The organism is Streptosporangium nanhuense, assembly GCF_059358815.1.
Map to the genome: position 1 here is coordinate 992,583 of NZ_JCADBG010000001.1, position 22,450 is coordinate 1,015,032.

Genomic DNA, 22,450 nt, shown 5'->3' on the forward strand with positions numbered 1-22,450 from the left:
GATGGCGCCTCTCGGTGAACTCGCCGGACAGGGCTGGGCGCAGATAGGGGCGCTGCTCCTGGCCTTCGTGCTCTCGGCGATGATCGGCCTGGAGCGGGAGGTCCGCCAGAAGAGCGCGGGCCTGCGCACCCACACCCTGGTCGGCTTCGCCGCCGCCCTGATCATGCTGGTGTCGAAGTACGGCTTCTACGACGTTCTGGGAAACAACGTCGGGCTCGATCCCTCCCGGGTGGCCGCCCAGATCGTGTCCGGTATCGGATTCCTCGGCGCGGGCCTGATATTCGTCCGCGGTGACGCGGTCCGCGGCCTCACCACCGCCGCGGCGACCTGGCTCACCGCCGGGGTGGGCATGGCGGCGGGGGCCGGGCTGTGGCTGCTGGCGATCGTCGTGACCATCGGCTACTTCGCGACGCTGTTCGTCCTCACGCCCCTGGCCGACCGGCTTCCCCGGTCCAAGTACGCGCCCTCGCGGCTCCGGCTGCGCTACCTCGACGGGCGGGGCGTGCTGCGGCTGGTGCTCGCCGAATGCACGAGCCGGGGGTTCGCCGTGGACGAGCTGTTCGTCGATCAGCGTCCCGCGGGGCAGGACCTCGACACCGTGTCGCTCTGGCTCACCGTGCGCGGCTCCGGTCCGATAGCGGAGCTGACCACGGCACTCTCCGAGATCGACGGGGTGCTCGCCGTGGTGAGCCGGGACGCCAACACGGCGGTGCCCTGACCGCGGTCGCGCGTCCTCGGTGACCGCTCTCCGGCGTCGCCGCGGCCGCCGTGCTCGTCACCCCGCGAGACATCTTGAGGCGAGGGCCGCGACGCCCGCATTGACATGCAACCAAAAAGTTCCCTATATTCGGACATGCACCCAAAAGGTTGCCTAACTCTGTGAGACGGCATGGACGCGGTATTCAAGGCCCTCGCCGACCCCAGTCGCCGGAGGTTGCTCGACAGTCTCAACCGGCGCAACGGCCAGACCCTGCGCGAGCTGTGCGCGGGGCTGGAGATGACCCGGCAGGCCGTGACCAAACACCTGTCCGTCCTGGAGGCGGCCGGGCTGGTGGAGACGGTCAAACGCGGCAGGGAGAAGCTCCACCACCTCAACGCCGCGCCCATCAACGAGATCGCCGACCGGTGGATCGGCCGCTACGACCGCGAGCGGGCGCGCGCGCTCGCCGACCTGAAACGAGCCCTGGAGGGTACGGACGTGTCCGAGACCAGCTTCGTCTACGTCAGCTACATCAGGACGACTCCCGACCGGCTGTGGGAGGCCCTCACCAGCACGGCCTTCATCAGTCGCTACTTCGGCGGTGGGGGCCCGCGATCCGACTGGACGCCGGGGGCCCCGATCGAGTGGAAGGTCACCGCGGACGGCGAGTTCAACGACTGGGGCCAGCGGGTGATCGAGGCCGAGCCCGGCAAACGCCTGTCGTACACCTGGCACAACTACGAGCAGGAAGTGGCCGACCTGTTCGGCTGGAGCGACGAGAAGCTCGCCGAGCTCAGGAAGGAGCCGATCTCGAAGATCACCTTCGACATCGAGCCGGCCGGCGGGGCCACGGTCAAGCTGACCGTGACCCACGAGGGCCTCGTCGCGGGCAGCGAGATGATCAAGGGTGTCAGCGAGGGCTGGCCCGAGATCCTGTCGAACCTGAAGACCCTGCTGGAATCGGGTGAGACACTGCCGCTCGGCTAGACGCGGGTGCGGCCTCCACGGCCCTCCAGCGGCCTATGGCGTTGATATATGGGTGTTTGCGAATTTTGTTACGCGAGGATCCGGTGGGATGAGTAGGGGTTACTCATGCTTTCCGCAGCGGCCCCGCCTAGCGTTCGGAAAAACCCGTCCTGACCGATCCACGGGGGGCATCGTTTCGCGGGTGTCGTACCGGCTGCGGGGAGAGCCGCGAGCCTGGCGGGGGCCGGCTCGCGGACCGTCCCGTCAGCCGCCCGCCGACGGGAGGTACGACTAGTCCCAGCGGAAGAGAACGGCCGCGACGACGACGCCGGACACCAGGGTCGCGGTGAGGCCGATCAGGTTGGCGGCCTCGACGGGTGCGCCGATCCAGGCGGCCGACAGGGCCTGGCTCCCGGCGCCGAACGGCAGCCACTGCCCGATCGTCGTGATCACCTCCGGGAGGCTGTCACGCCCGCCGAACATGCCACCCGCGGCACCCAGGACGAAGAAGACGCTCAGGCCGATCGCCACGGAGGAGTTCGGGGTGGGCGACAGCGCGGCGACGATCAGGCCCACGGCGTACATGGCGGCCACCGTCAGCGCCAGCACGCCGAGCGCCGCGCCGACGCGCACCGGGGGATTGGCGCCGAACGCCAGCACGGCCAGGATCCAGGCGGCCGCGACGCCGACGGCGATCTGCAGCACGCCGGCGGCCGCCTGGGCGACGAGGACCAGCGCGGGCGAGACGGGTGTCACCCCGAGGCGTCGCAGGATGCCGCTGCGACGGTAGTAGGCCAGGAAGCTCGGCATGTTGACGATGCCGGTCGTGGCCACGACCATCGTGAACACCAGCGGCAGCACGTAGACGTCGAACGCCGTGCGGCCATGCGCGACCGTCTCCCGCCCGGCGGCCGAGGCGTTCATCACCAGGATGAGCACGGGCAGGCCGATCGGCACGATCAGCCCGGCGGTGTCGCGGGCGACCATCTTGAGCTCGCAGACCAGCAGCGCGACCCAGGCGCGCGGCCCGGGACGGTGGGCGACGATGTCCGTCATCGGATCGTCTCCTTCCCGGTGCCGAGCCCGGTGCGGAACCTGGTGTCGAGGTCGGTGTCGAGGTCGGTGTCGAGCCGGTGCCCGGTCAGGGCGACGAAGGCGTCGTCCAGGCCGGCCTGTTCGCCGCGCGTCCCGGTCGCCACGACGCCGGCGCGTACGAGCGCGACGCTGACGGCCTGGAGCAGGTCACCGCGGCCCTCGACGACGACGCGGTCGCCGTCGGCGCGCACCCGCTCGACCTCGTCGAGTCCTTCGAGCAGCCCGCCAGGCACGGGGGTGACGGCGCGGAAGGTGACCCGCTGGGCGAACCCGGCCCTCCGCACGAGCCCGGAGGGCGAGTCGAGGGCGACGATCCGTCCCTCGTCGAGCAGCGCGACCCGGTCGCACAGTCGTTCGACCTCCTCCATGGCGTGGCTGACGAGCAGGACGGTCACGCCGGACTCGCGCAGCCGCTCAAGGGTCGACCACATCTGGCGGCGCGCCTCGGGGTCGAGCCCGGTGGTCAGCTCGTCGAGGATCACCACCCGGGGCCGCCCGACGAGGGCGAGGGCGATCGACAGCCGTTGCTGCTGGCCGCCGGAGAGGTTCTCGAAGCGGGTGCGGCGGGAGGCGGTCAGGCCGACCGACTCGATCAGGTCGCCGGCCGGCAGCGGGTCGCGGTAGAAGGTCCCGTACAGGCGGACCAGCTCGGTGACCGTGAGCGCGGAGTGCAGGGCGGCCTCCTGCAGCTGGACCCCGAGGACGTGGCGCAGCCGGGCCCGGTCGCGCCGGGTGTCCAGGCCGAGCACGCGGACGGTGCCGCGGTCGGGCCGCCTGAGCCCGGCGATGAGCTCGACGGTGGTCGTCTTGCCGGCTCCGTTGCGTCCCAGGATGCCGAAGATCTCGCCGGCGGCGACCGAGAGGCTGACCTCCTCGACGGCGACCTTGGAACGGTAGCGCTTGTGCAGACGGTCCGCCTCGACGGCGGGAGATGACGTTGTCGTGTGCATGCCGTCGACGTTAGGAAGGGCGAGCCCCTGGCGCCTGTGCCGATGGTCAGCATCGGTACCCATGACTTTCGGCACCTCAGCGCGGATGCGAGCGCCAGTAGAGTGCTGGTATGCGGCGAATCGAGCCGGACGTGTGGGCGGGCCTGGCGGGGCTGCTGGTGTGCCTCGCGGTGGGCACCCCGATACTGCTCGGCGCGGCCGAGACACGGGTGCCCCGGCCGGTGTGGGGCGTGCTGTTCGTGGCGCTGGTGGTCACCTCGCTGACCGCCGCGCTCTGGGAGGACTGCCGGCCGAGACGGGCGTGGGCCTGCTACGGCACGGCCGTCGTGCTGGGGTGGCTGACGATCCTGACGGCGCCCGGCGCCGGGTGGCTGCCGATCCTGCTGGTCTTCACCGCGGCCCTGGGCGCGTACGTCGCGCCGCCGTGGGTCGGCCCGCCGGTGGTCGTGCTCAACACCGTCGTCATCGCCGTGACCGTGGGCCGCACCGAGGCCGCCCTGCCCGAGATCGGTCTCAGCGCGCTGCTGTACCTGTTGATCCAGACCGCGACGCTGCTGAGCTCGCTGGCGATCATCCGGGAGCAGCGGATGCGCCGCGAGCTGAGCGAGGCGCATCTGGAGCTGCGGGCGGCGAGCGTCATCCTGGCCGACACCGCACGCGCTCACGAACGCCTGCGCATCGCCCGGGAACTGCACGACCTGATGGGGCACCAGCTCACGGCGCTCACCCTGGAGCTGGAGGTCGCCCGGCACCGCGACGGCCCCGGCGCGCGCGTGCACATCGAGCGCGCCGACCGGGTGGCGCGGGACCTGCTCCGCGACGTGCGCACGACCGTCGGGCAGCTGCGCGCCGACGCGCCCGACCTGCGCGAGTCCCTGACCGACGTGGTACGCGACATCCCCGGCCTGGAGATCGGCGTGTGGATCGACGACGACGTACGCCCCACCGAGGAGGTGACCATCACGCTCATCCGCGTCGTCCAGGAGATCGTCACCAACACCGTCCGGCACGCGGGCGCGACCTCGCTGCGCATCCGGATCGAGAGCACGCCGGACCGGGGCGTGCGGCTCACCTCCGTCGACGACGGGCGCGGCAGTCCCCAGCTGCGGCCGGGCAACGGGCTGCGCGGCCTGAGCGAGCGGATCGGCGCGGTCGGCGGCGACGTGCGGCTCGACGGCAGCGACGGTTTCCGCGTCACCGCCAGGGTGCCGGCGCGATGATCCGGGTGATCGTGGTCGACGACCAGACCCTGGTGCGGCAGGGCATCCGCAGCCTGCTCGACCTGACCGACGACATCGAGGTGGTGGGGGAGTCCGACGACGGCATGTCCGCGCTGGCGGCGATCGGGGAGCACGCCCCCGACGTCGTCCTGCTCGACCTTCGCATGCCCCGCCACGACGGCATCTGGGTGCTCAGGGCGTTGCAGGAGCGCGCGGACGGCTCGCCGCCGGTGCTCGTGCTGACCACGTTCGACAACGACACCCTGGTGCTGGACGCGATGCGGGCGGGGGCGTGCGGCTACCTGCTGAAGGACGTGACGCTCGAACGGCTGACCCGGGCCATCCGCGTCCTGGCCGGCGGGGGGACGCTGATCTCGCCGTCGATCACCGACCGGCTGCTGCGCGCGGTGCACCGCCGCCGGCCGGCGGACGACGACGACCTGCCCCCGATCCAGCGGCTCACCGAACGGGAGCTGGAGGTGCTGAGGCTCGTCGCGGAGGGGTACAGCAACCGCGAGATCGCCCGGGCCCTGTTCCTGGCCGAGGGCACGGTGAAGAACCACGTCTCGACCATGCTGCTCAAACTCGGGGCGCGCGACCGGACCAACGCGGTGCTGCGCGCCCTGCACGCCGACATCCTCGACTGACGGTCAGCGGTCATTTGGTCTAATCTGCCGATACTGGCATCCTCTTCTGCGGGACTCGGCTGCCCGGAACCCGGCGCGCGCGGCGGGGCGCCGGCCGCCGGACCATTCGGACGGGCCCGCGGCGGGTTCGCGGCGGGGAGGAGCACGATGGCCGGCACGGCGCTACGGCCCGGTGATCCCGCGAGCCTCGGCCCGTACGCGATCGAGGCCAGGCTCGGCGAGGGCGGGCAGGGCACGGTCTACCTCGGCCGCGACCAGGCCGGTGAGCGGGTCGCGGTCAAGGTGCTGCACCCGAGGTTCGCCGCCGACCAGGTCGCGAGGGCGCGCTTCCAGCGGGAGATCGCCGTCGCCCGGCAGATCGCCGAGTTCTGCACCGCCCGGGTGCTCGACGCGGGGGAGAGTGGCGACCACCTCTACGTGGTGAGCGAATTCATCGACGGGCCGTCGCTGCAGCGGGCCGTCGAGAAGGACGGGCCGCTCGACGGCGCCGCCCTGCAGCGCATCGCGATCAGCACGGTCACCGCGCTCGTCGCCATCCACCAGGCGGGGATCGCGCACCGCGACCTCAAACCGGCCAACGTGCTCCTCGGCTCCGACGGCCCGCGCGTCATCGACTTCGGCATCTCCAAGGCACTGGACGCCACGCCCGGCAACACCAGCGGCGTCGTCGGGACCCCGACCTACATGTCGCCCGAGCAGATCCACGGCGAGCCCGCCGCCGCCCCCTCCGACGTGTTCAGCTGGGCCGTGACGATGGTGTTCGCCGCCACCGGCAGCCCCGCGTTCGGCCGGGACACCATCCCGGCCGTGCTCCACCGCATCCTCACCGCCGAGCCCGACCTGTCGGGGGTGCCCGAGGGGCTGCGGCCGCTGCTGAGCGCCTGCCTGGTCAAGGCGCCCGCCGACCGGCCGGTCGCCTCCGACCTGCTGTTCCGGCTGATCCGCCAGCCTTCGGCGGGCACCGCCCCACCCTCCTCGTTCCCCGGGCACCGGGTAGGGGACCAGCCGTCGTCCCGGCAGCCCTCGTGGGCCGAGCGGCCACCGACACCCCAGCCGTCTCCCGGGTGGGAGGGCGAGTCCGGGCAGCCGCCGTCCGCGTGGGGTACCGAGCCCCGGCAGCCGTCCGGGCTCCCGTCCTCTCAGCAGCCGCAGCCGCAGCCGCCGTACGCCGGGCAGCCGCCGGCCGGCCCTGTTCCCGCTCCGGGACAGTGGCGGCCGTCGGATCCCGGGACACCCGCCTTTCCCGGTGGGGCGTGGGAGGGGTCTCCCGGGGTGACCCTGCCGGGAAGGGCCGGACGGTCGCGCCCGTGGTGGATCGGGGCCGCCGTCGCCGCCACCGCCGTCGCGGTCTCCGCGGGTGTCTTCGTGCTCCCGCCGCTGCTGGCGGGGACGGGGGAGGAACCCGTGGGGCCCACCCCCGTCGCGCTGACCGGCTCCCCGCCGGTCTCCGGGGAATCCCCCTCGCCCGGCGAATCGTCCGTACCGCCCACCGCTTCGCCGTCCCCCAGCGGTTCCCCGTCTCCCGCCGCCACCCCCACCTCCGTCACCGGGGACTGGAGGAGCGCGCCGGTCGGCGGCCCGCTGCGCGGCCATCGCGACGACCTGCAGTCGGTGGCGATCGCCCGGGTCGGCGGCAGGTCCGTGATCGTCTCCGGTGCCAACGACCGCACCGTCCGCCTGTGGGACCTGGCCACCCGCAGGCCGCTGGCCACGCTCGCCGGGCACACCAACTGGGTGCGCTCCGTCGCGGTCACCGAGCTGGACGGCAGGACGATCGTGGTGTCGGGCGGCGACGACGGCACCGTACGCCGCTGGGACCTCGCCACCCGCAAGCCGGTCGGCAGGGCCATCGACGCCGCCGCGCCCGTCTTCTCCCTCGCCCTGGCCACCCTCGACGGCGAGCCCGTCGTGGTGACCGGAGGCCGCGACGGGAGCCTGCGCCTGTGGAACCTGAGGACGGGCGCCGCGATCGGCAAGGCCCGCCGTGCCTCCGACGGCGCCGTGTTCGGCCTGGCCGCCGCCGAGCTCGACGGCGAGCCCGTCGTGTTCACCGGCGGCGGCGACGGCACGGTGCGCCGCTGGCCGCTGCGCTCCGGGCCCGGCGAGACGATCCTCACCCAGCGAGGCCAGGTCACCGCCGTCACCACGGCCGAGCTGGACGGCAGGCTCGTGGTGCTGTCCGCCGGCGGCGCGCAGGACATCCACATCGACGACGCCGCGGGCGCGGGTGAGGCGCGCCCGCCCATCCGGAGCCACAGCGGCTGGGTCTACTCCCTGGCCGTCGGCCGGGTGGGGTCGTTCACCGTCGTCGTCTCCGGCAGCAACGACTCCACCGCGCAGGTCCACGACCTCGACACCGGGAAGCGGGCGGGGCGGCCGTTCAGGGCCCACGACCACAACGTGTTCGCCGCCGCGGTGGCCGACCTCGACGGGAGCCCCGTCGCGGTCACCGGGGGCGGCGACGACACCGTCCGCGTCTGGCGCCTGCGCTGACCGGTCTCCCGGTGCCCGGTTAGCGGGTCAGCGACCGGAGGCGAGCTCCGAGAAGATCTCCACCAGCTCGGGCCGGTCGAACGGGCCGACATGGGGAGCCGCGACGCTCCGCACGTCGGTCGGGTTGTCCGGGGTGAGGCGGTCGGCCTCCGCGATGAACCGGTCCTGCAACGCGGGCGGGATCAGCCGGTCGAGGGTGAAGCGCACGTAGGTCCGGGGAATCCGTCCCCAGGTGTGCGCCTCGCCCCTGGCCTCGGCCAGCGGGATGCCGGCGGTCTCGTCCGGCTCCAGCACGCTGAGCAGCCGCCGCACCCCCTCGTCGGTGAAGTCCCCGGCCAGGGCGTCCTTGACGGCGTGGAACACCGCCGGGTCGGCCGAGCGCCAGTTGAGCCGGGTCACCCCCAGGACCGCCGGATCGGCGACCACGGTCTCGGAGATCCGGGGGAGCAGGCTGTCGCGGTTCTCCGGCGTGTCGAGGTAGGCGACCATGTTCGGCAGGTCAACGCAGCAGTACGCGGCGACGTAGACGACCCGGTCGAGCAGTTCGGGGACGGCGTTGCCGACCCTGCTCACGGTGACGCCGCCCTGGCTCATGCCGGCGAGGATCACCGGCCCGTGGCGGCGGGCGCGGCGCACCACGTCCACCACGCGCTCGACGTAGTCGTCGATGGTGATCTTGGCGAGCGGTGACGGCTCGGTCGCCAGCTCCTCAAGGTTCTGCGGGCTCTGGTACGAACGGGGATAGAACGCCTCGGCGCCGTGCCCCGGAAGGTCGACGGCCACGCACCGGTGCCCGCGCAGGGTGAGCTCGGTGGTGAGCCCGGAGGCCCAGGCCGACGAGGAGTGGGTGCCGTGGACGAGCACCAGGGTCGGCTGCCGCCGGTCGGCGTCGCGGTTCGTCGTCATCGATGTTCTCTCCTTCTGTTTGCCGAACAGGGGACGGTCAGCGGTGCGGTGGACGCCACATCGGCCACAGGGGCGGGCCGTCCGCCTGCGTACGGTGTATCGGCTGTCATGAGTACAGCGTACGAAGCGGGGCTGATAAACGTTCATTTTTCGAGGCATGAGCGAGCGGAAGTGAACTGGTACGGAAAAATTGAACTAGTACACTCATGGCGGGCAGCAACCACGGGAGATCGGGGATCCATGTCGTCGTCAGCGCAGCGGCCGGAACCGCCGTACCGGCAGATCGTCGCGGAGATCCGGGCCCGGATCCTCGGCGGCGACCTGCGGCCGGGGGAGCGGGTGCCGTCCATCAGGGAGATCGCTCAGCGATGGGGTGTCGCGGTCGCGACCGCGACCAGGGTGACGGCCACCCTTCGCGACGAGGGGCTGGTCGAGACGAGGGTCGGCGCCGGCACGGTGGTCAGCGCCTCCACGGGCCGGAAGCAGCCGGTCGGCATGGCCGCTCCCGCCAGGCCACGGCGGGCGGGCGTTCCCAGGCAGGCACTGAGCCGGAAGCGGACGCTCCGCGCCGCCATCGCGATCGCCGACACCGAGGGGCTCGACGCCGTGTCCATGCGGCGGCTCGCGGCCGAGTTCGGTGTCGGCCCGATGTCGCTGTACCGGCACGTGTCGAGCAAGGAGGAGCTGGTGACGCAGATGACCGACGAGGTCTTCGGCGAACCCGAGCTGCCCGTCCCGGGGCCGGACGGCTGGCGGGCCAAGCTCGAACTCGTCTCCCGCCTGCAGTGGGAGCTGTGCCGGCGGCACCTCTGGCTGCCCAGGGCCGTCTCGTTCGTCCGCCCGTCGCTGGCGCCCAACGTGATGGAGCACACCGAGTGGACCCTGCGCGCGCTCGACGGGCTCGGGCTGCCCATGGCGACACGGATCCGCGAGGCGCTCACGCTGCCCGCGCTGGTCATCAGCGTCGCGCTGTCCATGGCGGACGAGGCCGAGGCCGAGCAGGAGACCGGGGTGACGCTCGACCGGTGGTGGCTGGCGCGGCGGGAGCGGGCCGACGAGCTCCTCGACTCCGGGCGGTTCCCGCTGCTGGCCACGCTCACCGGGGAGGAGGTGCCGGACGTGGACGGATTGTTCGAGTACAGCCTCGCGCGTCACCTCGACGGGTTCGCCGTCCTGGTGGAGCGGACGCGCCCGTAGTCCCGTCATCGGATCAGGGGGCTCCCAGCAGGGCGATGACGGACAGGGTGCCCAGGGACAGGACGCTGGAGACGAGGATGGCGTCGCGGGGCAGGTCGGTGGGGCGGCCGTACTCGGCGGCGTACACGTAGGTGTTCTGGGCGGTGGGGAGCCCGGCGAACAGGACGGCCGCGAAGAGCGCCGGGCCGTCGAGGTGCAGGAGGAAGCGCCCGACCAGGAAGGCCACCAGCGGCTGGAGCAGCAGCTTGAACATCACCACCGGTGCCGTCCTGCGCCAGGAGACGGCCGTGCCGTTCAGGGACATGCCCAGCGAGAAGAGCGCCAGGGGCACCGCGGCGCCGCCGAGGATCTCCAGGGGCCGCAGCGCGAGGTCGGGCAGCCGCAGGCCGAGGGCCGACACACCCAGGCCGAGGAACGAGGCGATCACGATCGGCGTCCGCAGCGGGGCGAGGAAGGACGCGCGCCCGGCCCCGAGGCCGAGGAAGATCAGCGGGGAGACCGTCAGGACCTGGAACATCAGGACCGACACCACGAACGTCGCGTCGTTCAGGACGTAGAGGCCGACGGGGATGCCGAGGTTGCCGGCGTTGACGTAGGACGACGACATCGCGGCGAGCACCCGTTCGGGCAGCCCGCCGCGGAACAGCGCGAGCGCGAGCAGGCCGACGGCGAAGGTGCTGACCCCGAAGGCGAGCAGCGGGCCGGGCTGGATCCGGTCGAGCGGGGTACGGCTGAGCGTGGTGAACAGCACCGCGGGCATCGCGACGGTGAACGCGAACCGCGTCAGCGCCTGCCGGGCCTGGTCGCCCGCCCATTCGAACCGGGCGGCGAGCCAGCCGAGGGCACCGATAAACCATATGGGGATAAATGCCGCAATAACCGCCTGCACCCGGCACACCGTATCCGGGTCCTCGCACGAGGCCGGAGGCCCGGCCTCGACCGGCGCGGTTTTCCAGGTCGCGCCGGCCGGTGCCGGGTGGAGGTCAGTGCCAGGGGTCAGCGCCAGGTGTCGGTGCGTGTCGCGGTGCCGCTTGAGGGGGTGGTGAAGGAGCGGTTGGGGTCGCTCTCCCAGGTCACCGAGCCGTCGGAGTTCTTCTTGATGTACTTGTACTGGATCGCGGTGCCGGACGGCAGGTTCACCGTGGCCCTCCAGATCGGGTACGCGGCCGACGACAGGGCGACGGCGTTCGCCGGGTTCCAGGAACCCAGTGCGGCGACGTTGCCGACGACGAAGACGTTCTGGCCCCAGGTGGTGGTCGCGGTGGCGTTGAACGTGGTGGCGACCTGGCCGGGGTTGACCGTGGGGGTCGGGCTGGGGCCGGGGCCCGAGGCGCCGGTGTGGATGGCGACCGCGCCCCTGGCCGGGACGGTCACCGAGGCCGAGCCGCCCGAGCCGACGGTCACCGAGCCGCCGCCCGCGACGTTGGCGTAGGTCCCGGCGGGCAGGCCGGTGGAGAAGGTGCGGGTGACGGCGCCGCCCTCGTTGTTGATCGCGACCCAGCCCTTCGCGCCCCGGCTGAAGGCGATCACGTTGTTGCCGTTGTCGTACCAGTTGCCGACGGAGGTGCCCTGCACGGCGCGGTTGAAGCCGACCATGCCGTTCATCTGGCGGTGGAAGCAGGTCCACTGGCCGTTGCCGCAGTTGGCGTCGGTGGCGAAGCCGCCGCCTGCCGACGGCGGGCCGGCCTCGGCGTTGCTCCAGGTGAACCCGGAGTAGACCCTCGGCGTGCCGTACGGCCAGGCGAGCATGAAGACGTTGGCCAGCCGGTAGGCGTCGCCGTACTTGTAGTTCATGGTCGAGCCGTTGCGCTCGGTGTCGTGGTTGTCGATGAACACCACGGCCTTGTCGCTGGGCACCGACAGGCCCCAGCTCTGCCCGAAGGACTGCAGGTTCCTGATCTGGCCGCCGTTGAACTGCTCCTTGAGCTTGCGCCCGTACACGAACTCGTGCACGTCGCCGATGCCGGTGTACTGGCTCGGGCTGATCGCCTCGCCGTCGCCCTGGATGACCTCCTGGTGGATGTACGGCGAGCCGGTGAGCTTGCCCTTGATCGCGGCGAGGTCGCCGGGGTTGATGTGCTTGGCGGCGTCGACGCGGAAGCCGTCCACGCCCAGGGAGGTGAGCTTGTTGAGGTAGCCCGCGATCTGGGTGCGGACGTACTCGGAGCCGGTGTTGAGGTCGGCCAGGCCGACCAGCTCGCAGTTCTGCACCCGCCAGCCGTCGCCTGTGTAGTCGGAGCCGTTGATCCCGCAGGTGGGGGAGTGGAAGTCGGCGGCGGAGTAGAGGCCGGGGTAGTTGTACTTGCCGAAGGTGTAGCCGCCGTAGCTGGTGCTGCCCTGGCCGGTCATGTGGTTGATCACGGCGTCGGCGTGGACCTTGAGCCCGGCGGAGTGGCAGGCGTTCACCATGTTCCTGAACGCGTTCTCGTCGCCGAACTTGCTGGTGAGGGTGTAGCGGGCGGGCTGGTAGATGTCCCACCAGACCGCGCCGCCCCTGGACATCGAGTCGCTGGGCGGGGAGACCTGCACGGCGGCGTACCCGGCCGGGCCGAGGACGTCCGTGCACTCCCTGGCGACGGAGTTCCAGTTCCAGTTCCACAGTTTCACGATCGGGCCGGGGGTGGGCGGCGCCGCCTGCGCCGGGGCGCTCAGCACGCCGGGCACCAGCACGGCGGCGCTCACCAGGGCGCTCAACGCCGTGGCGACGACGACTCTGTAGGGTTTCATGGGTGGGGGCCTCCAGGATCGATGGACGGGTTCCCTGGCCGGGCCGGGTGCTGCAACACCTGGCCCGGCCGTCTTTCCGGGGTCTGCGGGGTCAGGGCTGGACGAAGACGGCTTTCCGGGGTACGTGAGGGTCAGGGCTGGACGAAGACGGCGACCGTGCGGGCCGGGACCGTCAGCGTGCCCGTGGCGGGGTCGAACGCCGACCGCTTCACGACGGCGTCGTCGCCGGCCGCCTGGACGGGGTGCAGCGTCACCTGGGCGCCCTTCAGCGCGGCGACGGTCTGCGTCCGTGCCTCGGGGGTGGCGTTGAAGACGACGGTGACCGACCTCCAGCGCGGGTCGATCCCGGTGGCGTCCAGGTGCATGGTCACCACACCCGGGGTCTCCGAGGCGCCGCTGGTGGGGAAGGTGACGCGCTTCTGCACCTCGGCCAGGGTGGCGAGGCCGAAGACCGGCGAGGAGGAGCGGATCCTCAGCAGCTCCCCGTACCGGGCGCGGGCCGCGCCGATCGCCGCGCAGTCGGGCTTCAGCGCCGGGTCGCCGAGCAGCGGCCTGGCGTACTGCCACTTGTCCTCGTTGTCGGGCTTCGGGGGGAGCCCGGCGCCGAAGCCGTTGCCCGCCGAGCAGTCCCACAGCAGCCGGTTGAACCAGTCGCCCGAGTCGTAGGAGTTGCGGTCGAGCGACTTGGACCGCAGCCGCTCGCTGCCCGCGTGCACGAACGAGGTGCCCTGCCCGAGGGCGGCCGTGGCCAGCGAGAGCGACTGCATCCGCACCCGGTCGGCCATCGCGGTCGCCGGTGGCAGCTTGTACGCCAGCGCGTCGAACAGCGTCTCGTTGTCGTGGGCGTCCACGTAGGTGACGGTCTCGCCCGGCGCGGCGGCGTACCCGGCCGGAGAGCCGTTGTAGCTCACCTCCGAGCCCTTGATAAGCCTGCCGTCGGAGGCGGTGAAGGTGTAGTCGCGGAGGTTGCCGGCGAGCCCGACCTTGATCAGGTCGTGGTAGTTCAGCAGCCGGGACCGCTGCTGCGCCTCGTCGCCGTTGGCCGGTGAGCCGTTGGGCGCCCCGGCGAGCCCCGAGCCGAAGCCCTGCACGCGGGGGTCGGCGTCGAACGGGCCGCCGCCGCGCACCGCGTCGCGCAGCCGGTCGCTGAAGGTGCCGATCCCGGTGCCGGCCATGTTGGCCTGGGTGGCCTGCTCGAAGCGGGCGTCGTCGGCCACCTCGCCGAAGTTCCAGCCCTCCCCGTACAGGATGATCGACTTCCCGTCGACGCCGTCGCGGGCGACGGTGAGCCTGTCGAGGGCCGCGCGGACCGCGACCATGTTCGCCTTCGGGTGGTGGCCCATCAGGTCGAACCTGAAGCCGTCCACCTTGTACTCGCGGGCCCAGGTCACGACGGAGTCGACGACGAGCCTGCCCATCATGGCGTGCTCGGGCGCGGTGTTGGCGCAGCAGGTGGAGGTGGCCACCGTGCCGTCGTCGAGCAGCCGGTGGTAGTAGCCGGGCACGAGGCGGTCGAGCACCGAGGTGGGGTCCTGGCCGGCGGCGTGGGTGTGGTTGTAGACCACGTCCATCACCACCCGCAGCCCGGCCCCGTTCAGCCCGCCGACCATGCTCCGGAACTCCCTGATCCGTGAGGAACCGTCCGGGTCGGAGGCGTAGGAGCCCTCGGGCACGGTGTAGTGCAGCGGGTCGTAGCCCCAGTTGAAGGAGTCCTTCGCCGCGGTGAGCGCGACGCAGGCCTGCTGCTCCTCGGAGTCGGGGGGCATCGAGGCCAGGTCGCAGGATGGTTCGGTCCGGTCGGCCCTCCTCTCGGGGACGGTCGCCATGTCGAAGACGGGCAGCAGGTGCACGTGGGTCAGCCCGTCCTTGGCGAGCCCGCGCAGCTCCCTCATCCCCGCGGAGTCGCTGGAGTCGCCGGTGAACGCGGCGTACGTGCCGCGCTTCGCCGCCGGGACGGTCGTGTCGGAGGCGGAGAAGTCGCGCACGTGCAGCTCGTAGATCGACGCCTTCTGCTGGGGTACGGCCTTCGGCTTGGCCAGCGAGGACCAGCCGTCGGGCCGCAGCGCCCGGTCGGACAGGTCGGCCAGCTGGCTGCGGCCCGAGCCCGCCGACAGCGACAGGCTGTAGGGGTCGGTCACCTCGTTGACGACGACCTTGCCTTCCGCGGGTACGTAGACCGTGACCAGGAAGGTGTAGTAGCGGTCCTTCCAGTCGCGCTGGCCCCGCACCGACCAGACGCCGGTGTCGTCGTCGCGGCGCATGGGATGGACGGTGCGGCTCCCGCCGGAGGAGTCGCGGTAGAGCGCCAGCTCGACCTTGCCCGCGGTCGGCGCCCAGACCGACAGCCGGGGCGTGCCGCCGCTCCAGGAGGGCCCGAGCTCGGCGGTCGCCGCCTTGGGGTACAGGTCGTCGAGCAGGCCGGGGAACTGCACGCCGGTGGCGGTGAGCAGCGCGCCCGAGGGGTCGCGCTCGACGGCCACGATCTGGCCCCGGACGGCCTCCCGTACCAGGTCGGCGTCGCGCGGGTCGACGGTGAACGCGGCGTGCCCGGCCAGGTGCGGCCACTTCGCCTTCTGCGCCTCGGTCAGCGCGCCGGGGGCGAGGCGGATGAGCTTGAGCTCGCCGGTCAGGTCACCTCCGGAGTAGGCGATGCCGCCCTTGGCGGAGAAGGCCAGGGAGTAGCGGTTCGCGGTGGAGGGGTCGATCTTCCAGGCGACGGTGGCACGGTCGATCCAGTGCGCCGACGACTTCGACAGGTCGGCGTCGGCCCCGCGCGCCGAGGGCTGGGGCAGCAGGTAGCCCTCGGTGGCCGCGACCCGCCACGCCTCGTGGCCGGTCGAGGTCAGGTCCAGCGACTGGTTGTCGGGCAGGTCCTTGGTGTCGCCCTTGTGGATGATGTAGTTCACGGTCTTGGCCCCCTCGGTCAGGGGGACGCGGAAGTGAACGCCGAACCCGTCCTCGCCCGCGGGCTGCAGCGGCGCGCCCCACTCGGTGGGATTCGCCACGTCGCCCCACAGATGAAGTCCCCAGCCGTCGTAATTCCCGTCCGGCCGGTGGTAATGCAGGATCGCGACGTTCTCGGCCGCCGCCCGGGTCGGATGGATCTTCGCCACGCCCGAGGCGACGTAGGCCTCAGGCTGCAGCGCGGGGGTGAACGACTGGTCGGGCCCGGGGTCCTTGGTGTCGCCCTTGTGCACGATGAAGTTCGCCGGGAGGGAGGCGTCCTTCAGCGGCACCTTCCAGAACGCGCCGTAGGAGTCGACGCCGTCCGCCGGGCGCGGCGCGGCCCAGTCGGTGGGCACGCCGTCGGCGAGCCCGTCGCCCCACAGGTGCAGCCCCCAGCCGTCGTAGTCCTTGTCCGGGCGGCTGTAGTGGACGGTCGCGTACCCCTGGGCCGCCGCGCGGGACAGGTGGGTCTCGGGTTTCCCCTTCGCCAGCCAGACCTCGCCGTTCCTGGCGGGGTTCACGACCCGGTCGCCGCCGTCCTTCTCCTCGCCCTTGTGGGCGATGATCCCGACGCTGGTGGCGCCCGGCTTGAGCCTGATCCAGGCGAAGCGGCCGTAGGAGTCCTCGCCGGTCAGCGGGAGCGGGTTGGCCCAGTCGGTGGGGTTCTCCACGTCGCCCCAGACGTGCAGGCCCCAGCCGTCGTAGTCGGCGGCGTCCTGGCGCTGGTAGTGCACGACCAGCCAGTCACGCTTCACCGCGCCGGGCTCCTCGGGCGCGGGCTCGGCGCTGACGGTCGCCTGCGCGCCCGCCGAGGCGAACCGGCCCGCGGAGTCCTTCACCACGGCCTTGTACGAGACCTTCGTGCCCGCCGCGATGCCGCGCAGGTCGTGGAAGACCCGGAAGGTACGGCCTGAAGGGGCGTCGTCGGTGCCGATCACCTTCCAGGCGCCGTCTCCGGCCTTGGCGGCGAAGGTGACCTGGTCGAAGCCGGTGCCGGGCACGGTCGCGACGACCGGGATCCTGCCGTCCTCGGCGGTGCCCCTGATCTCGGTCCCGGGCAGGGCGATCGAGACGGCCGGGGCGGCGGCCGGGGCCTTGAGCCTGGCGGGCGCCTTGTAGACCACCGCCGACAGGGCGGGGACGGTGAGCGCCAGTTTCGTGTCCGTGCCGGTGGTGAGGGTGGCGGCGCCCTCGCCGTACACCTTCGTGAAGGCCGTGCCCGCCGAGAAGGTGGGCACGCTCGCGGTGGCGGGCTGCTCGGCGTTGTTGACCGCGACCAGGTACTCGACCTGCCGGGTGGCGTCGATCCTGGAGAAGGCGTAGACGCCGCCGGAGACCAGCCGCTCGACCTGGGCGCCGTCGGCGAGGGTCGGGTGGGCGTCGCGCAGCGCGGCGAGGGCGGAGATGCCCCGGTAGAGCGGGTGGGAGGGGACGAAGTTGTCCCTGGCGTGGGTGGAGTCGGTGCCGATCAGGTCGTCACTCAGGTAGCTCTCCGTCTTGGAGGCGAACATGGACGCGCGGGCGTCCTGGTCGCCGCCCTTGCCGGTGAAGCCCTGCTCGTCGCCGTAGTAGACGACCGGCTGGCCCCGGGTGAGGTACATCAGCTCGTGGGCGAGCAGGTCCCTGCGCAGCAGTTCGGAGTCGGGGGCGCCGGGGTTGTCCTGGGCGACGAAACGGCCGATGCGGCCCATGTCGTGGTTGCCGAGGAAGGTCGGCAGCGACGAGGCGTTGCCGTCGGCGTCGGTGTGGTAGTCGTCGCCCGCGTACAGCCGGGCGAGCCTGGAGGCGTCCGCCGTGCCGCCGGCGAAGGAGCGGGCGGCCTCCTGGAACGGGAAGTCCAGGGTGGCGTTCATCGCGCCCCGGGTGGAGTAGCGGCTGGTGAAGGACGGCTCGCCGGAGTAGACCTCGCCGAACATGAAGAACCGCTTGTTGCCCCGCTGGGCCGCGTAGCCGCGCAGCGCCGGGGAGAATTTCTCCCAGAACTCCATGTTCACGTGCTTGGCGGTGTCGATGCGGAAGCCGTCGAGGCCGGTGTCGCGCACCCACGTCCTGTAGATGTCGGTCATGCCCTTGACGACCTCGGGACGTTCGGTCCACAGGTCGTCGAGGCCGAAGAAGTCGCCGTACTCGTCGTTCTCGCCGCCGCTGAAGGTGGAGTCGCCCCGGTTGTGGTACATCGTCGGGTCGTTCAGCCAGGAGGGGGTCTTCACGTTCCTCGGTGCGACCGGCGTGTACGGGAACGAGCCGGTGTCGACCTTCGGGAAGGTGTCCTTGCCCGCGAAGTCGCGGTCGTCGAACGGCACGCCGTTCTTGTCGACGTAGGGGTAGGCGCCCTTGGAACGATAGGAGTAGGTCTTCTCGGCGTAGTCGACCACGTCGGCCGTGTGGTTGGTGATGATGTCGAAGAAGACCTTCATCCCGCGCCGGTGGGCCTCGCGCACCAGCTCCTTCATCTGGGCGTTGGTGCCCAGGTGCGGGTCGATCCTGGTGAAGTCGGTGATCCAGTAGCCGTGGTATCCGGCCGAGACGTTCGCGCCGGTGCCCTGCACGGGACGGTTCACGAAGGCCGGGGTGATCCAGATCGCGGTGCTGCCCAGGTTCTTGACGTAGTCGAGCTTTCCGAGCAGGCCCTTGAGGTCGCCGCCCTGGTAGAAGCCCTTGTGCGCCGGGTCGAAGCCGGTGGCGAGCCGGTCGCCGGACAGGCCGCCCCGGTCGTTGCCGGTGTCGCCGTTGGCGAACCGGTCGGTCATCGCGAAGTAGAAGCGCTCGCGGCTCAGGTCGGCGCGGAGCGCGTCGCGGGCGAGGTCCCTGTCGGAGGGCTCGGCGGTGCGGCTGAGCGCGGACACCACGGGGCCGGACGGGGACGGCGTCGCGGGGGAGACCGACGGGGAGGTGGACGCGGCGGCGGGGAGCGGGGTGGCGGCGAGGGGGGTGGCGATCAGGGTCACCGCGAGCGCGGCCCCCGTCAGGAAGGTCGTTCTCGCGCGCCGTGGGGGGAACGGCCAGACCACGGAGGGCCTCCACGGGAGTTGTTTCGAGGGTATTGCCCGGAAGTTACTCACTGGGAATGGTCTGTGCAATCCCTTGCGGCAATTTTCTGAATCCCGGCAATTCGCGGCCGTCCGGAAGGGGGCCCAATCGGCCGCCCAAAACGTACAAATAGTGATTTTTCATCACTAAGAGGGCGATACAGGTGCTCGTCGGTCGAGCAGGAGAGTGGGGTGACTCCTCAGCTTTGGAGGGATTTGTAACGACTTTGCAGACTCTTGCAGAAACTTCTTCCAATGGGGTTCGCGGCGGCGTAACGTCCGGCGTACTCCAGACCCGGCCGGACGGCTCATCGGTCCCGGCCGCCCCCTGAAAACGAGGAGAAGAACATGCGGCGAGCCTTCTCGGCCGCGACGATTGTCGCGGCCCTCGCCCTGGCGGTCTCCGCCTGTGGTGGCGGTGACGCCGGTACGGCGGCCCCCAGCCAGCCCGCGGCGACGGACCCGTCGAAGATCACCGGTGAGATCACCTGGTGGGACACCGTCCGGCCCGACAGCGAGGGCCCGACCTTCCAGGCGCTCATCAAGGACTTCCAGGCCAAGTACCCGGGCATCAAGGTCAAGTACGTCAACGTCCCCTCCGACCAGGCGCAGAACCAGTTCCAGACCGCGGCGCAGGCGGGCGCGGGGGCGCCGGACGTGATCCGCTCCGAGGTCGCCTGGACCTCCCAGTTCGCCTCGCTCGGCTACCTGCAGCCGCTGGAGGGCACCCGCGCGGTGGAGAACGAGACGGACTTCCTGCCGGGGCCGCTGAGCAGCACCAAGTACGACGGCAAGACGTACGCCGTCCCGCAGGTCACCGACACCCTCGCGCTCATCTACAACAAGCGCCTGCTGGCGGAGGCCGGGCACGAGAAGGCCCCCACCACGGTCGAGGAGCTCAAGAAGGCCGCGCTCGACGTCAAGGAGAAGACCGGCGTCAACGGCCTCGCGCTCAACGTCGACTCCTACTTCCTGCTGCCCTTCATGTACGGCGAGGGCGGCGACCTCCTCGACGTGCAGAACAAGAAGATCACCGTCAACTCCCCGGCGAACGTGAAGGCGATGGCCACCGTCGCCGACCTGATCACCTCCGGCGCCGCGCCCAAACCCGCCATCCAGGACAGCTACGCCAACGCGATGACCGCCCTCAAGGACGGCAAGGCCGCGATGATCTACAACGGCCCGTGGGCGCTGTCGGAGATCTACCAGGGCAAGGAGTTCAAGGACAAGGAGAACCTGGGCATCGCCCCCGTCCCGGCGGGCTCGGTCAAGGCCGGCGCCCCCACCGGCGGCTGGAACCTGGCCATCTACGCCGGCTCCAAGAACCTGGACGCCTCGTATGAGTTCGTCCGCTTCATGAGCACCCCCGAGTCCCAGGCCAGGGTCGCCAAGGAGATCAGCCTCCTGCCGACCCGCGTCTCGGCGTACGACAACCCCGACGTGCAGGCCAACAAGGACGTCGCCGTCTTCAAGCCCATCATGGACACCGCGACCGCCCGGCCGTGGATCCCCGAGGGCGGCCAGCTCTTCCAGCCGCTCCTTGAGGGCTACCAGTCGCTGGTCGGCGGCACCGCGACCCCCGAGGACATGCTCAAGAAGGTCGACGGCCAGTACCGAGGCATCTTCAAGGACTGGAGCTGACCCGTGGCGCTCTCGACCGGTCGTGTGAACGGCACGGCCAGGGACCGGGCCGCGGGCGCCGACGGCGCCCGCGGCCGGGGCCGCGGTAGGGAACCCGGCCCGTTCCGGCGGGCGACGGGCAGGCACTGGTACGCCTGGGCCATGGTCGCCCCGGTGATCCTGGTCACCGGCCTGCTGGTCGGCTGGCCGCTGGCCAGGGGCGTCTACCTGTCGCTGACCGACGCCACCGAGGCCAACATCGGCCGCACGATCGGCGTCAACGTCATCCCCTCGACGTATGAGTTCACCTGGTTCGACAACTACGTCACGATCCTGACCAGCGGACTGTTCTGGGAGAAGCTGACCTGGACGGTCGTGTGGACCGTCGCCTGCGTGGCGTTCCACTACGGACTGGGCCTCGGCCTGGCCCTGCTGCTCAACCGCAAGGTCAGGTTCCGCTCGGCCTACCGGCTGCTGCTCATCCTGCCGTGGGCGATCCCGGGCTTCGTCTCGGCGTTCATCTGGCGCTACCTCTACAACAGCGACTTCGGCGTGATCAACGCGATGCTGCGGGCCGCGGGTCTGGGCGCGGTCGGCTGGCTCGACGACCCGACCACGGCGAAGATCGCGGTCATCGCGGTCAACGTCTGGATGGGCGTGCCGTTCATGATGGTCGCCGTGCTGGGCGGGCTCCAGTCGATCCCCGGCGAGCTGTACGAGGCGGCCGAGGTCGACGGCGCCACGCCGTGGCAGCGCTTCCGCTTCATCACGGTTCCCGGCCTGCGTACCGTGTCGAGCACGGTTGTCCTGCTGGGCACGATCTGGACGTTCAACATGTTCCCGGTGATCTACCTGATCAGCGGGGGAGGGCCGGGCAGCTCCACCGAGATCCTGGTCACCTACGCCTTCCGTGAGGCCTTCACCGGCGTCCGCAACTACTCCAACTCCGCGGCATGGGGAGTGATCATCCTCCTGCTCCTCGTCGTGCTGGCCGTGGTCTACCGGCGCTCGCTGCGCAAGCAAGGGGAGGTCTGGTGAGCACAGCCACCACAGCCACCGGACGCGTCCGGGGGCGCGGGGAGCGTAGCGTCGGCAAGTCGATCCTGCTGCACGCGACCCTGCTCGCCGCGGTCGCCACCTCGCTGTTCCCGATCGTCTGGCTGGTCCTGACCTCGCTCAAGCCGCGCGACGGCTGGCTCTCCAGCGAGCTGGAGATCTTCAACCAGCCCTCGCTGGACAACTACGTCCGGGTGCTCACCGAGACGCGGTTCCCGACCTGGCTGCTCAACTCGGTGATCGTCGCCGGGCTGACCACCGTCATCGGCGTCTTCCTCGCCTCCACGACCGGGTACGCCATCAGCCGCTTCCGCTTCCCCGGCTACCGGGGGGTGATGTGGATGCTGCTCGTCACCCAGATGTTCCCGGTGGCGATCCTGATCGTCCCCCTCTACAACCTGATGGCGGGCCTCGGGCTGCTCAACCAGATCCCCGGGCTGGTCATCGCCTACATGACGGTGGCGGTGCCGTTCTGCGCGTGGATGATGAAGAGCTACTTCGACTCCATCCCGCGCGAGATCGACCAGGCAGGGCTGGTCGACGGCCTGACGCCGTTCGGCACCTTCTGGCGGGTCATCCTGCCGCTGGCCAGGCCGAGCCTCGCGGTCACCGCGTTCTACTCGTTCATGACCGCCTGGGGCGAGGTGGCCTACGCCACCGTGTTCATGTCGCAGGAGGAGAAGCGCACGCTCGGCATCGGGCTCCAGCAGTTCGTCGGCCAGCACTGGTCGGACTGGGGCCTGCTCACCGCCGCGGCGGTGCTGATCGCGGTCCCGGCGGCGGTCGTCTTCCTGCTCGTCCAGCGGCATCTGGTAACCGGGCTCACCGCCGGTGCCACGAAGTCGTAACACCACTGTGCTACTACGTCCTGATATGTCATCCGATCGGGGGATTTAAT

Annotated in this window: 15 protein-coding genes; 9 read left to right on the plus strand and 6 right to left on the minus strand. The window is 71.2% G+C overall.

Annotated elements, in window-relative coordinates; genetic code table 11:
• Window position 1 precedes the first annotated feature (1 nt).
• Both AC5L38_RS04130 and AC5L38_RS04135 read left to right on the plus strand, forming a co-directional pair.
• A complete protein-coding gene (locus tag AC5L38_RS04130) occupies window positions 2-718 on the plus strand; it encodes an MgtC/SapB family protein (protein WP_495241386.1) in 717 nt (238 codons plus the stop codon).
• 171 nt (window positions 719-889) lie between these two features.
• Complete coding sequence (locus AC5L38_RS04135; protein WP_495241387.1) at window positions 890-1,687, plus strand: ArsR/SmtB family transcription factor; 798 nt, start codon at window positions 890-892, stop codon at window positions 1,685-1,687.
• Window positions 1,688-1,957: 270 nt separating this feature from the next.
• On the opposite strand, the gene AC5L38_RS04140 is transcribed toward AC5L38_RS04135, so the two are convergent.
• Together AC5L38_RS04140 and AC5L38_RS04145 are read right to left on the minus strand one after the other, a co-directional pair.
• Window positions 1,958-2,722, minus strand: a complete 765-nt coding sequence (locus AC5L38_RS04140; RefSeq protein WP_495241388.1) for an ABC transporter permease — start codon at window positions 2,720-2,722, stop codon at window positions 1,958-1,960.
• A complete protein-coding gene (locus tag AC5L38_RS04145; RefSeq protein WP_495241389.1) occupies window positions 2,719-3,711 on the minus strand; it encodes an ABC transporter ATP-binding protein in 993 nt (330 codons plus the stop codon). Before AC5L38_RS04145 ends, AC5L38_RS04140 begins: the two co-directional genes overlap by 4 nt.
• Before the next feature lie 110 nt (window positions 3,712-3,821).
• Between AC5L38_RS04145 and AC5L38_RS04150 the strand changes: the two genes are divergently transcribed.
• From AC5L38_RS04150 to AC5L38_RS04160, 3 genes are all read left to right on the plus strand, one after another.
• Window positions 3,822-4,931 carry a sensor histidine kinase gene (locus tag AC5L38_RS04150; RefSeq protein ID WP_495241390.1) on the plus strand — a complete coding sequence of 370 codons (1,110 nt, stop codon included), beginning with the start codon at window positions 3,822-3,824 and terminating at the stop codon, window positions 4,929-4,931.
• Window positions 4,928-5,578 carry a response regulator gene (locus tag AC5L38_RS04155; RefSeq protein ID WP_495241391.1) on the plus strand — a complete coding sequence of 217 codons (651 nt, stop codon included), beginning with the start codon at window positions 4,928-4,930 and terminating at the stop codon, window positions 5,576-5,578. Before AC5L38_RS04150 ends, AC5L38_RS04155 begins: the two co-directional genes overlap by 4 nt.
• Window positions 5,579-5,725: 147 nt before the next feature.
• Window positions 5,726-8,071 carry a WD40 repeat domain-containing serine/threonine protein kinase gene (locus tag AC5L38_RS04160; RefSeq protein ID WP_495241392.1) on the plus strand — a complete coding sequence of 782 codons (2,346 nt, stop codon included), beginning with the start codon at window positions 5,726-5,728 and terminating at the stop codon, window positions 8,069-8,071.
• A gap of 27 nt (window positions 8,072-8,098) precedes the next feature.
• Here AC5L38_RS04160 and AC5L38_RS04165 read toward each other — a convergent pair whose 3' ends face one another.
• Window positions 8,099-8,977 carry an alpha/beta fold hydrolase gene (locus AC5L38_RS04165; protein WP_495241393.1) on the minus strand — a complete coding sequence of 293 codons (879 nt, stop codon included), beginning with the start codon at window positions 8,975-8,977 and terminating at the stop codon, window positions 8,099-8,101.
• A gap of 240 nt (window positions 8,978-9,217) precedes the next feature.
• Between AC5L38_RS04165 and AC5L38_RS04170 the strand changes: the two genes are divergently transcribed.
• Complete coding sequence (locus tag AC5L38_RS04170) at window positions 9,218-10,174, plus strand: GntR family transcriptional regulator (protein ID WP_495241394.1); 957 nt, start codon at window positions 9,218-9,220, stop codon at window positions 10,172-10,174.
• A 13-nt stretch (window positions 10,175-10,187) separates the two neighbouring features.
• Here AC5L38_RS04170 and AC5L38_RS04175 read toward each other — a convergent pair whose 3' ends face one another.
• The 3 genes from AC5L38_RS04175 to pulA all read right to left on the minus strand — a co-directional run bounded on the left by AC5L38_RS04175 (window position 10,188) and on the right by pulA (window position 18,858).
• The gene (locus AC5L38_RS04175) at window positions 10,188-11,063 is read right to left on the minus strand and encodes an AEC family transporter (protein ID WP_495241395.1); all 876 of its coding nucleotides are present in this window, start codon (window positions 11,061-11,063) and stop codon (window positions 10,188-10,190) included.
• A gap of 107 nt (window positions 11,064-11,170) precedes the next feature.
• A complete protein-coding gene (locus AC5L38_RS04180; protein WP_495241396.1) occupies window positions 11,171-12,901 on the minus strand; it encodes a carbohydrate-binding module family 20 domain-containing protein in 1,731 nt (576 codons plus the stop codon).
• A 131-nt stretch (window positions 12,902-13,032) separates the two neighbouring features.
• Window positions 13,033-18,858, minus strand: coding sequence for a pullulanase-type alpha-1,6-glucosidase (gene pulA, locus AC5L38_RS04185; RefSeq protein ID WP_495241397.1), 5,826 nt, complete (start codon window positions 18,856-18,858; stop codon window positions 13,033-13,035).
• Between the two features lie 366 nt (window positions 18,859-19,224).
• Here pulA and AC5L38_RS04190 point away from each other — a divergent pair, with 366 nt between their 5' ends.
• From AC5L38_RS04190 to AC5L38_RS04200, 3 genes are read left to right on the plus strand one after another with little or no spacing between them, the layout of a single operon-like run.
• The gene (locus AC5L38_RS04190; protein ID WP_495241398.1) at window positions 19,225-20,517 is read left to right on the plus strand and encodes an extracellular solute-binding protein; all 1,293 of its coding nucleotides are present in this window, start codon (window positions 19,225-19,227) and stop codon (window positions 20,515-20,517) included.
• 3 nt (window positions 20,518-20,520) lie between these two features.
• On the plus strand, window positions 20,521-21,534 hold the full coding sequence (locus AC5L38_RS04195; protein ID WP_495241399.1) for a carbohydrate ABC transporter permease: 1,014 nt from the start codon (window positions 20,521-20,523) through the stop codon (window positions 21,532-21,534).
• Complete coding sequence (locus tag AC5L38_RS04200; RefSeq protein WP_495241400.1) at window positions 21,531-22,400, plus strand: sugar ABC transporter permease; 870 nt, start codon at window positions 21,531-21,533, stop codon at window positions 22,398-22,400. The genes AC5L38_RS04195 and AC5L38_RS04200 overlap by 4 nt, the downstream gene beginning before the upstream one ends.
• Window positions 22,401-22,450 lie beyond the last annotated feature (50 nt).

What these genes read in the sequence shown, in the direction of transcription:
- AC5L38_RS04145 (WP_495241389.1), bottom strand. Translation starts at nt 3,711, where the DNA reads ATGCACACGACAACGTCATCTCCCGCCGTCGAGGCGGACCGTCTGCAC.
- AC5L38_RS04160 (WP_495241392.1), top strand. Translation starts at nt 5,726, where the DNA reads ATGGCCGGCACGGCGCTACGGCCCGGTGATCCCGCGAGCCTCGGCCCG.
- AC5L38_RS04130 (WP_495241386.1), top strand. Translation starts at nt 2, where the DNA reads ATGGCGCCTCTCGGTGAACTCGCCGGACAGGGCTGGGCGCAGATAGGG.
- AC5L38_RS04165 (WP_495241393.1), bottom strand. Translation starts at nt 8,977, where the DNA reads ATGACGACGAACCGCGACGCCGACCGGCGGCAGCCGACCCTGGTGCTC.
- AC5L38_RS04150 (WP_495241390.1), top strand. Translation starts at nt 3,822, where the DNA reads ATGCGGCGAATCGAGCCGGACGTGTGGGCGGGCCTGGCGGGGCTGCTG.
- AC5L38_RS04170 (WP_495241394.1), top strand. Translation starts at nt 9,218, where the DNA reads ATGTCGTCGTCAGCGCAGCGGCCGGAACCGCCGTACCGGCAGATCGTC.
- AC5L38_RS04190 (WP_495241398.1), top strand. Translation starts at nt 19,225, where the DNA reads ATGCGGCGAGCCTTCTCGGCCGCGACGATTGTCGCGGCCCTCGCCCTG.
- AC5L38_RS04180 (WP_495241396.1), bottom strand. Translation starts at nt 12,901, where the DNA reads ATGAAACCCTACAGAGTCGTCGTCGCCACGGCGTTGAGCGCCCTGGTG.
- AC5L38_RS04140 (WP_495241388.1), bottom strand. Translation starts at nt 2,722, where the DNA reads ATGACGGACATCGTCGCCCACCGTCCCGGGCCGCGCGCCTGGGTCGCG.
- AC5L38_RS04155 (WP_495241391.1), top strand. Translation starts at nt 4,928, where the DNA reads ATGATCCGGGTGATCGTGGTCGACGACCAGACCCTGGTGCGGCAGGGC.
- AC5L38_RS04135 (WP_495241387.1), top strand. Translation starts at nt 890, where the DNA reads ATGGACGCGGTATTCAAGGCCCTCGCCGACCCCAGTCGCCGGAGGTTG.